The following is a 10009-nucleotide window of genomic DNA, read 5'->3' as shown; positions in this document are numbered from 1 at the left end:
TCGCTCCGGAGCAACTTTTCAAACTTACCCGGTTCCCCGCCCCAATGCAAATCCATCTTCCAGGACCCACACCAGCAGAAAACACCATCCCCCACCAAACCGAGGCGCTCAAAAGAACAACCAACAATTGGTCTTGAAATAAGGGGGGGTTTTGCCGCCCGCGGTAACCAGCTACAAGCTGTTCCCCTCGCGGCGACTTAGAAAACAATACACCCACCCAACCCCCACCGCAAATCGACCCTGGAGGAGGTCCTGATCCTTGTGATTCCGCGGGAAAGCCGGCCATGGGCACCCCGGTGAGCCATCCGCCGTCGTACTCGGGTTCTGTGCGCTGCCCCACAGTACTGAACGTCCGTGCGGAGCTCCATCACCGGAGCGCAAGATCGGGCGCCGACAGCCTTAAACGCAGAAGGGCCGGCAACCAATCGGTTGCCGGCCCTTCTCAAGCAGCTGGAATCAGCAGTGCTGAATTACCAGGAAGACTTGGTGATGCCCGGGAGCTCACCRCGGTGAGCCATGTCGCGGAAGCGAACACGGGAGATACCGAACTTCTGGAAGGTACCGCGSGGRCGGCCGTCGATGATGTCGCGGTTACGCAGACGGATCGGGGASGCGTTGCGGGGCAGCTTCTGCAGGCCGAGGCGWGCMKCTTCGCGTGCTTCGTCRGTCGMGTTGGSGTCAACCAGRGYCTTCTTCAGTTCGAGRCGCTTKGCAGCGTAACGCTCAACGATGACCTTGCGCTGCTCGTTGCGAGCAATCTTGGACTTCTTAGCCATGGTTTAGCGCTCCTCTCGGAATTCGACGTGCTGGCGGATCTTGGGGTCGTACTTCTTCAGRACCAKGCGGTCCGGATCGTTACGACGGTTCTTRCGGGTTACGTAGGTGTAACCSGTKCCCGCRGTCGACTTSAGCTTGATGATCGGACGTACGTCCTTGTCYTTWGCCACTAGAGCTTCACCCCRCGAGCCAGRAYTKCGGCGACGACTACGTCGATGCCGCGTACGTCGATGGTCTTGATGCCACGTGCAGAAACCTGCAGCGTGACGTTACGGCGCAGGGACGGAACCCAGTAGCGCTTCTTCTGAATATTCGGGTCGAACCGACGCTTGTTGCGGCGGTGCGAGTGCGAAATGCTGTGCCCAAAGCCCGGCTCGGCTCCGGTCACTTGGCAGTGTGCTGCCATGACTTCTCCTCAAGAATTGAAAGTAATGATCCGCATATCTGCTGCAGGATCATGCGTCTAAGAGCGACCCAAAGTGATCAGGGTGAACGGTTAGTTACGCAACTTGAGCCCCTAACTACCGGCTACCCTGGAGAAATTTACCGGGCCACCGGAGCAATTGCGCACGCTCCGCGCACTTAGCGCCTACCAAGTCTACGAGTTCAGGCAATTAAAGACCAATCCGGCGACGAAGGGTGTACGGCACTTTCCATAAGGTCACAGCCCGCAGCACCTTGTTTTCACAGCAAAATGAAAGCTTCCGGGCGCACCTTTGAAGCATGAAGACACAGCTCCTGCCGACCACTCCGGCGACAAGCCGCCCCGGCCAGCCCGGGCTCCCTTCCGCTTCCCGCGGACGAACCGACCGGGGCTTCGCAAGGCAGTACCGGCTGCGAATGCTGCGGACCGACCTTCTCACCGTTATTGCATGGACTTCGGTGGCGGCTGCAGTGGCCCTCTGGTTGGCCGACGGCGGCGCATCAGCGATTAGTTCGCCGGCCGCGTTCTTCACCGCCGCGGGAATCGTTGCGGGGCTGGCGGCCATGGACCTTGTCCTGCTGATGCTGCTGCTGGTGGCCCGCGTTCCGTTCATCGACCGGACCGTAGGCCACGACCGGGCGCTGGAATTCCACGGGAAACTCGGCAAACCCTCGCTCTACCTCCTCTTGGCACATGGGCTGTTGATTGCCGTCGGCTATGGGATGGCTGAAGGGCTTGACCCCATCAGCGAATCAATCGCGTTGTGGACGCTGGTCCCGGACATGTGGCTTGCATTCGTGTCCATGGCCCTGTTCATCGCGGTGGTGGTGACGTCATTGGTGGCCGTCCGGCGCCGTTTCCCTTACGAATTCTGGTACGTGGTGCACCTGCTGACGTACGCCGCCGTCGGGACCTCCCTCCCCCACCAGTTCAGTGTGGGCGCGCTCTTCGCCGAAGGCACGTGGCAGCGGTGGTACTGGCTTGCCGTCTGCATCGCGACCGGCGCGGCACTTCTCTACTACCGGGTGCTCCAGCCCCTGGTAGCCACCACCCGGCACCAGCTGACAGTCAGCAGGGTCACCGGCATGGCTCCCGGCGTCGTCAATATTGAAATGACGGGCCGCCAGCTGGACCGGCTGGCGGGCGCCGGTGGAAGGTTCTTCATCTGGCGGTTCCTGGCCCCCGGTCAGTGGTGGCATCCCCACCCGTTCAGCCTCTCGGCGGAACCGGTCTCCTATGGCCCCGACGGCGAAGGACGGCTCCGAATCACGGTCCGAAACCTGGGCCGCGGATCCGCGCAGCTGGTCCGGCTGCGGCCGGGGACCAGGGTGGCCCTGGAAGGCCCCTACGGCTTGTTCAGCACTGCCGCCAGGAGCCGGGACAAGGTGGTGTTGATCGGCGCCGGCATCGGAATTACCCCGTTGAGGGCGCTCCTGGAAACCACCCCCTTTGCGCCCGGCGAGGCCACGGTGCTGCTGCGCGGACACTCCGAACGGGAGCTATACCTCAGCGAGGAAGTCATGGAAATCAGCAGGAACCGTGGGGCCCGGCTGTTCCATCTCACCGGTCCCCGGGCCAGGCGGACGTCCGGCAGCTGGCTCCCGGAAGACGCCGTCCGCAGCGGCTACAACCTCAAGTCCTACGTCCCTGACATCGCGGCCGCGGACGTCTACATCTGCGGCCCGGCTCGCTGGGCCAGCAACGTCATCGCCGATGCCCATGCCGCGGGCGTGCGGCCCGACCAGATCCATCACGAAAGGTTTGACTGGTGAAAGCACGCGGAACACTCTCAGCAGTTGTTGCCTCCGCGGGAATCCTCCTTGCCGGCTGGCAGGCCGGCACCCAGGTCGCGGGGGTCACCACCACATCAGCCACGGCGACGGCGGCAGGTTCCGCCGGCAAAGGCACCACCGGAAGCACGGGGTCGACGCCGGGAAACACCTCAACCAATACCGGCAGTTCCGCCGGTGCCACGGGTTCATCCGGGTCTTCGGACACTTCAGGGTCCTCGGGTTCCTCAAGTTCGTCCTCGAGCACGGCGTCCGGGACCTACAAGGGAAAGGCAGTTACTACCAGGTTCGGCACCGTGCAGGTGCAGATCACCGTCAGCGCTGGCAAGATCACGGAGGTAACGGCCCTCTCGCTGACCAACACCGACGGCAAGTCCATCCAGATCAGCAACCGGGCCGCGCCGCTCCTCCGCAGCGAAGTCCTGGCCGCGCAGTCCGCCGGGGTCAAGTCCATCAGCGGCGCCACGGTCACCAGCAATGCGTACCTCTCGTCCCTCCAGGCAGCCATCGATGCCGCGAACCTCTGAGAACCCTGCTGTTCCGGCGGTGAGCCCGCCACTAAAGGGCGCCACCTTCCACTGCATGGGCACTGTCATCAGCCTGACAATGCCCAGCATCCCCGGCCCGGGAGGGCACACAACCCAGGATGAGCTGGCAGCCGCCACCGGCGTCGTCGAACGCGTTTTCCTCGAACTGGACCGTAACTACAGCCTGTACCGGGAGGATTCCGAGGCGAGCAGGCTGGCGCGGGGCGAGATGTCGCTCCGCGACGCGTCGCCGGGCATGCGCGGGCGTTATGAGGAAGCGCTGGAATGGCGGCTGCGGACGAACGGAGCTTTCACGCCGGAAAGGCCCGACGGCGTGCTGGACCTATCCGGCCTCATCAAGGCTTATGCAATCCAGGATGCCGGGACCTCGCTGCTGGCGCTGGGGCGTCGAGACTGGTGCCTCAACGCGGGCGGCGACGTCCTGGTCAGCGGTTCGCCCATTCCCGGCGGCACCGTGCCCTGGGACACGGGCATTGTGGATCCTTTGGACCGCGGGGCGCTGCTGGCCGGCTACCCGCTGGGTGGACGACGGCGGCACGCGGCGCTGGCGACATCAGGTTCGGCCGAGAGGGGGGACCACATTTGGCGACGTCCCGAGGAGGGCCCGGCGTTTGTCCAGGTATCGGTTGCCGCCGCGGACATCACCACGGCCGACGTCCTGGCCACGGCTATCGTGGCCGGTGGCCTTCCCATGCTGGACCGGGCCACGGACGGCTGGGACATTGCCGTGCTTGCGGTTGGCTCGGACGGGGCGCTGCTGGGGACACCGGACTTCCGCCGCTAGGTCCTGGGCAGGGGGTCAGAGGTGCGTGAGCTGGCCGTACTTGGGCGCCAATCCGTCGCCTGAGGACCTGCCCGTGACACGCCGGACCACCCACGGCCCGGCAAATTCGCGGACCCAGCGGGCGTTGGCGCGGATCGCTTCGGCCCGGCCCAGTTCGGGGACGGGGGTCATGGGCGGGACGTCGATCGAATGGTCATGTTCAAGGACCGTGAGGACGCGTTTGGCCATGTTGGCGTGCCCCGCCGCGGACATGTGCATCCGGTCCTGCGCCCACATTCCCCAGTCGTAGTACTCGGTGAAGCGCCAGTAGTCCACCAGCAGAGCCCCGTGGTCGCCGGCGATGCCGCGGACCAGTTCGTTATAGATCGCCGTGCGCCCGCGCATGGTGCTGAACACCTTGGAGCCCCGGGCATCGAAGCCGGTGAACATCACCACGGTGGCCCCGGTCGCGGTCAGCTTGCGGATGCCGGCATCGTATTCCTGCAGCAGATCGTCGATGTCGATCTTGGGCCGCAGGATGTCATTGGCGCCCGCGTAAATGGTCACCAGGGTGGGGTTAAGCTCGACGGCGGCATCCACCTGTTCCGCCACGATCTGGCGGAGCTTCCTGCCGCGGATGGCGAGATTCGCGTAGCCGAAGCCCGGATCCGCCGCACCCAACTGCTCAGCCACGCGGTCAGCCCAGCCGCGGACACCGTTGGGGCGGCTGGGATCATCATCGCCGACCCCTTCAGTGAAGGAGTCACCAAGGGCTACATACCGGGCCGAAAAATCCATAGCGCCAGTTTGTCATCTGTTGCCGCGAGCAACCAAGAATCAGTTTTCGCGGAGGATCCAGTGGTCATCGTCGAGCCGGGCCACAATCTTTTCGCCGATGCGGGCCAGATCGTTGACATCGCGGTCCGTCAGCGCGTCCAGGAACTTCGTGCGGACGGCTTCCACGTGCCCCGGTGCGAGCGACACCAAAGTGGCCATCCCGTCGTCGGACAGGTGCGCGGTGGTGACCCGGGCGTCACGTGGGTGCGGGCGGCGCTCCAGCCAGCCGCGCTTTTCCAGCTTCGACACCACGTGCGAGAGCCGGGACAGCGAAGAACTGGTCCTGGCCGCCAGCTCACTCATGGGAAGAAAATGCCCTTCGGCCTCCGACAGCATGGCCATGACGTTGTAGTCGAACAAGGACACCTTGCCGGCCCCGTGGAGCTGGCTGTCCAGGACGGCAGGAARCAGGGTGTTGATACTCAGGATCGCCAGCCAGGCACGGCGTTCGTCGGCGTTGAGCCAGCGCGGTTCGGTCATGGGTCCATTCTAGGAGGACAAACTCTTGACAGTTCAAGTGCCCCGTCCGCGCGCCGGTAGGCTGGCCCTATGTTTGTTGTGTCGCTCACGTACAAAGTGCCCGAAGACATCGTCGACTACCACCGCCCCGCGCACATGGCCTGGGTTAAACAGGCGTTCGACGACGGCGTGTTCCTCGCGTCCGGACGCCTGGTTCCGGCGGTGGGCGGTGTGCTGTTGTCCAAGGCCAGCCGCGCCACACTCGACGCTGCCTTGGCCCGGGACCCGTTCTACAGCAACGGCGTGGCCGAGTTCGAAGTCATCGAGTTCACTGCCACGACTGTTGCCGAGGGCTACGAAAACCTGCTGGACACCTAAGCCTTTTTGGCCTTTTCGTGTTTTTCCGCCAGCCTCTTGAGGCCGCCTTTCCGGGGCACCTTGACCGGTTCCGGCCAGCGCGGGCTCAGCGTATCCCCCAGCGTGACCCCCCTGATCTTGCGGCCAAAGAGCGGCACCACCCAGTCGTTGACCCAGCGCCGCTGCCGCTGTTCCCACTCACGCAGGCTCAGCCTGGGCAGCGGCTCCCATTCCTTGGGCTGGATTTTGTGTGGCACGCCGAGCTGGTCCAATACCTGTCCCGCGAGGTATTTGTGGCCCGCCTTGGACATATGGAGCCGGTCCGAGTCCCACATCCGCTGGTCATGGAAGGCATCCAGGCACCAGTAGTCCACCAGCACTGCGCCGTACTTTGCGGCGATGTCCCGCACGCGCCGGTTGTAGATGGTGTTCCGCTTCTTCAGCAGCTCCAGCACGGCCGACACCTTGACGTCGAAGCCCGTGAACAGGACCACCGTGGCTCCGCTCCCGGCCAGCCGCGCCACAAGCTTTTCGTAGTCATCCATGAGGACGGCCATGTCCGTGCCGATGTCCAGGATGTCGTTGCCGCCGGCGTACAGGGTGATCAGTGCCGGCTTCATGGCGAGCGCCGGCTCCAGCTGTTCGCTTACGACATGGCGCAGCCGCTTACTCCGGATAGCCAGGTTGGAGTATTCCCAGCCAGGCTCGGCCTTGGCCAGCTTCTCGGCCACCCGGTCAGCCCAACCGCGCACCCCGTTGGGCAGCCGCTCGTCCCGGTCCCCGACGCCCTCAGTAAAGGAATCCCCGAGAGCAACAAAAACGCGCCGGCCACTCGAAGGGAGCAAAGGATCACCAACCACCCGGCCACCCTAACCACTCGAAGAAGCGGCTAGGGAAAGGGGAGGTAAATGCAAGATGACTGGACGAGGGAAGGCATCCGGCAGCGTGCGTCTACGGGGCCACGCCGCCCGGGTTCCCTGTCCGAGCTTGCGAGGAAAGGGCGGTGGTGGGGAGGAACGAGCGAGCACGCCGAGGATGCCTCCCCTCCGTCCCTTGAGCGGTCAGCCCTCGGCTTTGCCCTTGCGCCAGTAGCCCATAAACGCAACCTGCTTCCGGTCGATGCCGACGTCCCGGACGAGGTACCGGCGCATGTCCTTGATGACGGCGGCCTCGCCGGCGATCCAGGCGTAGAAGGGCATGGCGCCGGCGGGAACGTCGGGGTTTTTGGTGGCCTCGATCGCGGAAGTCTCCATCCGCGCGGGAGTCTCCCAGAGGATGTCCACGTCCACATTGACGTCCTCGGGCTCGGGGCCTGCGCCGCCGTCGGCCCCTTTGATGCCCACCCAGCCGGGCACCGGCACTGCCTTGCGCACGGCGTGCTGCAGCAGCTCCCCATGCGGGCGGGAGCGCCCAATGGCTGCTCCCCGGGCAAGCCAGGTGATTTCGACGTCGGCGGGTGACGTGAGATCGAGGAAATCACCTGCTTCGGGGACCTCAAGGAAGGCGTGACCGCTCATGTGGGACGGCAGGCTTTCAAGGATGGCGGAGATGGCGGGAACAGCGGTTTCGTCGCCGGCGAGCAGGACGCGCTGGGCCAGTCCCGGACGCCACTCGATGCCGCCGTAGGTTTCCGCCGTTCGGCACTGCGCGGCCCGGTTGTTGGGTCCGATGATGGTGAGGGCGTCACCGGGTTTGGCGTGCTGCGCCCAGTTCGCGGCGGGCCCGCTGTGGCCATCGGCGTCGAAGTGCATCACGAAGTCGACGTCGATTTCCGGGTAGACGCCGTCCAGGCGTTCGCTGCGAACGGTGTAGGTCCGCATGGAGCCGCGCACGGCGGGGTCCATCGCGAGCCACTCCTGGTACCAGCCGGAGGCGTTCATGTTGAAGGTGGGCAGCGGGATCTGCCGGCCGCCGGCGTCGAGGGAGGGAATCATCAGTTTGATCCGCAGGTCCAGGGTGTCCCCGGAAACGCCGAAGTCGCGCAGCGAGTAGCCGCCGAAGGTGATGCGGCGGAAGGTGGGGCTCAGCTCCTGGACGGCGGAAACGGTGACCTCGAAAGCAAGGGTCATGGGCTCGGTTTTCATCGTCGTTGTGGCGGTCATGGCGCGGGTCTTCATAAAACGAGCTCCAGTTCGTTGAGGGGGGTGTGGTGGCGGCCGATGGGAATGATCAGCGGGGTTCCTGACACGGGGTCCGGGATGACCCTGGATTCGAGTCCGAAGACGTCCAGGACCAGTTTCTCGGTGACAACTTCCTGGGGGGCGCCGAGGGCAACGATTGCCCCGGCTTTCATGGCGATGACGTGGTCCGCGTAGCGTGCGGCAAGGTTCAGGTCGTGCAGCACGATGGCAACCGTCGTGCCGCGTTTGCGGTTCAGGTCCGTGATCAGGTCGAGGACTTCAACCTGGTGGGCCAGGTCCAGGTAGGTGGTGGGTTCGTCCAGCAGCAGCACGTCGGTTTCCTGGGCCAGGGCCATGGCGATCCACACCCGCTGGCGCTGGCCGCCGGACAGTTCATCCACGTTGCGGTCCGCGAGTTCCAGCGTTTCCGTCGCCTCGAGTGCGCGCTGCACCGCGGCGTCGTCCTTTTCTCCCCAGCTCCGGAAGAAGCCCTGGTGCGGATACCGCCCGCGTCCCACGAGGTCGCGGACGGTGAGGCCGTCCGGTGCGGTGGGGTGCTGCGGGAGGAGGCCCAGGGTGCGGGCCAGTTCGCGGGCGGGCCGGGCATGGATGTCCTTGCCGTCGAGGGTCACCGCGCCGGCGGCAGGCTTGAGCAGGCCGGACAGGCCGCGGAGGAGCGTGGACTTGCCGCAGGCGTTGGCGCCTACGATCATGGTCACCTTGCCCTCGGGAATTTCAGCCGTGAGGCCGTCCACCACGCAGCGCTGGCTGTACTTCAGCGTGAGGTTGCGTGCGCTGAGAACTGCCATATCAGGCATCCTTTCGGTTGGCCGTGACCAGGAGCCACAGCAGGAAGGGGGCACCGAGCGCGCCGGTGATCACGCCGACGGGCAGCACTGTGCCGTCCAGCAGCAACGGGGCCATGTTGGCGGCAAAGTAATCGGCCGTCAGGACAATCAGCGCGCCGACGTAGGCCGACGCCGGCAGGCTGGCCTTGTTGGTGAAGCGCCGCGCGATGGGACCGGCGAGGAAGGCGACGAACGCTACCGGGCCGGCTGCCGCCGTCGCCACCGCTGCCAGGGCCACCGCGGTGACCACCACGGCAAGCCGGGTGAACCCGACGCGGATGCCGAGTCCGGCAGCGGCGTCGTCGCCGAGTTCCAGGATCCGCAGCGGGCCGGCGAGAGCGATGACCGCCGGGATGAGCACCATCAGGGCCAGGGCGAGCGTGGCCGCACGGTCCCAGTTAGCGGAGTTGAGGGAGCCGTTGAGCCAGACGAGCGCATCGGCGGCGGTGCGAATGTCAGCCCGGGTCATCAGGAAGCTGACCACCGCGTGCAGGGCGGCGGCGATGCCCACCCCGGCCAGGATCAGGCGGTTTCCGGCAGCACCTCCGCCGTTGCCGCCACCCGAGCCAAGTGCACTCCCGCGGGAGATGGCGTAAATGACAGCTGCCACGCCAAGCGCTCCCCCGAGGGCTGCGCCGGAGACCGCTGCACCGGAGGCACCGAAGACCACAATGGCCGTGACGGCCGCCGCACTGGCGCCGTAGCTGATGCCGATCACATCAGGGCTGGCCAGCGGGTTGCGGAGCATGGTCTGGAACAGGCCGCCAGCCAAGCCGAAGGCCGCGCCGATCAGGGTGCCGATGACCGCGCGCGGGAGCTTGTTCTCCATCACGATGAAGCTGGCGCCGGGGATTCTTTCGCCGCCGGTCACGTGCGCGACGAGAATTTTGACGAAGTCCGGGATGGTCACGGTGTAGCTGCCAAGCAGGACGCACACGGCAAACATCAGGACGACGGCGGCGGCGAGGAGTGCGGTCCACCAGGTTTGCCGGGTCCACCGATTTTGCCCTATCAGTTTTGGTCGCCAAAACCCCGTTTTAGCAACTGGAAGTGATAGATCAACGGGGGGTTTGGTGCGCGGTTTGA

13 protein-coding genes are annotated in these 10009 nt (G+C 65.3%); 4 read left to right on the top strand and 9 right to left on the bottom strand.

Going from position 1 to position 10009, the window contains the following annotated elements:
* Window positions 1–470: 470 nt before the first annotated feature.
* From rpsN to rpmB, 3 genes are read right to left on the bottom strand one after another with little or no spacing between them, the layout of a single operon-like run.
* The gene (rpsN, locus tag AC1DIM_RS17850; protein ID WP_477711834.1) at window positions 471–776 is read right to left on the bottom strand and encodes a 30S ribosomal protein S14; all 306 of its coding nucleotides are present in this window, start codon (window positions 774–776) and stop codon (window positions 471–473) included.
* A 3-nt stretch (window positions 777–779) separates the two neighbouring features.
* Window positions 780–947: a 50S ribosomal protein L33 gene (gene rpmG / locus AC1DIM_RS17845; RefSeq protein WP_477711833.1), complete on the bottom strand. Its 168-nt coding sequence runs from the start codon at window positions 945–947 to the stop codon at window positions 780–782.
* A complete protein-coding gene (gene rpmB / locus AC1DIM_RS17840; protein ID WP_477711832.1) occupies window positions 947–1183 on the bottom strand; it encodes a 50S ribosomal protein L28 in 237 nt (78 codons plus the stop codon). The genes rpmG and rpmB overlap by 1 nt, the downstream gene beginning before the upstream one ends.
* Window positions 1184–1500: 317 nt before the next feature.
* Between rpmB and AC1DIM_RS17835 the strand changes: the two genes are divergently transcribed.
* The 3 genes from AC1DIM_RS17835 to AC1DIM_RS17825 are packed head-to-tail and all read left to right on the top strand — an operon-like array spanning window position 1501 to window position 4323.
* Window positions 1501–2973 (top strand): ferredoxin reductase family protein, encoded by a 1473-nt coding sequence (locus tag AC1DIM_RS17835; RefSeq protein ID WP_477711831.1) that lies wholly within the window; start codon window positions 1501–1503, stop codon window positions 2971–2973.
* Window positions 2970–3518: an FMN-binding protein gene (locus tag AC1DIM_RS17830; RefSeq protein ID WP_477711830.1), complete on the top strand. Its 549-nt coding sequence runs from the start codon at window positions 2970–2972 to the stop codon at window positions 3516–3518. Before AC1DIM_RS17835 ends, AC1DIM_RS17830 begins: the two co-directional genes overlap by 4 nt.
* A gap of 55 nt (window positions 3519–3573) precedes the next feature.
* The gene (locus tag AC1DIM_RS17825; protein WP_477711839.1) at window positions 3574–4323 is read left to right on the top strand and encodes an FAD:protein FMN transferase; all 750 of its coding nucleotides are present in this window, start codon (window positions 3574–3576) and stop codon (window positions 4321–4323) included.
* 15 nt (window positions 4324–4338) lie between these two features.
* Here the strand turns inward: AC1DIM_RS17825 and AC1DIM_RS17820 are convergent, their stop codons facing one another.
* Both AC1DIM_RS17820 and AC1DIM_RS17815 read right to left on the bottom strand, forming a co-directional pair.
* Complete coding sequence (locus AC1DIM_RS17820; protein WP_477711829.1) at window positions 4339–5100, bottom strand: SGNH/GDSL hydrolase family protein; 762 nt, start codon at window positions 5098–5100, stop codon at window positions 4339–4341.
* A gap of 39 nt (window positions 5101–5139) precedes the next feature.
* Complete coding sequence (locus tag AC1DIM_RS17815) at window positions 5140–5619, bottom strand: MarR family winged helix-turn-helix transcriptional regulator (protein ID WP_477711828.1); 480 nt, start codon at window positions 5617–5619, stop codon at window positions 5140–5142.
* Between the two features lie 69 nt (window positions 5620–5688).
* Here AC1DIM_RS17815 and AC1DIM_RS17810 point away from each other — a divergent pair, with 69 nt between their 5' ends.
* Window positions 5689–5976, top strand: a complete 288-nt coding sequence (locus tag AC1DIM_RS17810; RefSeq protein ID WP_477711827.1) for a YciI family protein — start codon at window positions 5689–5691, stop codon at window positions 5974–5976.
* Here AC1DIM_RS17810 and AC1DIM_RS17805 read toward each other — a convergent pair.
* The 4 genes from AC1DIM_RS17805 to AC1DIM_RS17790 all read right to left on the bottom strand — a co-directional run bounded on the left by AC1DIM_RS17805 (window position 5973) and on the right by AC1DIM_RS17790 (window position 9869).
* Window positions 5973–6815 (bottom strand): SGNH/GDSL hydrolase family protein, encoded by an 843-nt coding sequence (locus tag AC1DIM_RS17805; RefSeq protein ID WP_477711826.1) that lies wholly within the window; start codon window positions 6813–6815, stop codon window positions 5973–5975. The genes AC1DIM_RS17810 and AC1DIM_RS17805 overlap by 4 nt on opposite strands.
* 201 nt (window positions 6816–7016) lie before the next feature.
* Window positions 7017–8057, bottom strand: coding sequence for a siderophore-interacting protein (locus tag AC1DIM_RS17800; RefSeq protein WP_477711825.1), 1041 nt, complete (start codon window positions 8055–8057; stop codon window positions 7017–7019).
* Between the two features lie 11 nt (window positions 8058–8068).
* Window positions 8069–8884: an ABC transporter ATP-binding protein gene (locus AC1DIM_RS17795; RefSeq protein WP_477711824.1), complete on the bottom strand. Its 816-nt coding sequence runs from the start codon at window positions 8882–8884 to the stop codon at window positions 8069–8071.
* 1 nt (window position 8885) lies between these two features.
* Window positions 8886–9869 (bottom strand): FecCD family ABC transporter permease, encoded by a 984-nt coding sequence (locus tag AC1DIM_RS17790; protein ID WP_477711838.1) that lies wholly within the window; start codon window positions 9867–9869, stop codon window positions 8886–8888.
* Window positions 9870–10009 lie beyond the last annotated feature (140 nt).

The sequence above is a fragment of the Pseudarthrobacter sp. 01T43 genome (assembly GCF_056398665.1).
This window is presented reverse-complemented; position numbering and strand designations above follow the sequence as displayed.

Excerpts from the sequence above, each read along its gene's own strand:
- AC1DIM_RS17835 (WP_477711831.1), top strand. The coding sequence starts at position 1,501 with ATGAAGACACAGCTCCTGCCGACCACTCCGGCGACAAGCCGCCCCGGC.
- AC1DIM_RS17825 (WP_477711839.1), top strand. The coding sequence starts at position 3,574 with ATGGGCACTGTCATCAGCCTGACAATGCCCAGCATCCCCGGCCCGGGA.
- AC1DIM_RS17820 (WP_477711829.1), bottom strand. The coding sequence starts at position 5,100 with ATGGATTTTTCGGCCCGGTATGTAGCCCTTGGTGACTCCTTCACTGAA.
- AC1DIM_RS17810 (WP_477711827.1), top strand. The coding sequence starts at position 5,689 with ATGTTTGTTGTGTCGCTCACGTACAAAGTGCCCGAAGACATCGTCGAC.
- AC1DIM_RS17800 (WP_477711825.1), bottom strand. The coding sequence starts at position 8,057 with ATGACCGCCACAACGACGATGAAAACCGAGCCCATGACCCTTGCTTTC.
- AC1DIM_RS17795 (WP_477711824.1), bottom strand. The coding sequence starts at position 8,884 with ATGGCAGTTCTCAGCGCACGCAACCTCACGCTGAAGTACAGCCAGCGC.
- AC1DIM_RS17790 (WP_477711838.1), bottom strand. The coding sequence starts at position 9,869 with ATGTTTGCCGTGTGCGTCCTGCTTGGCAGCTACACCGTGACCATCCCG.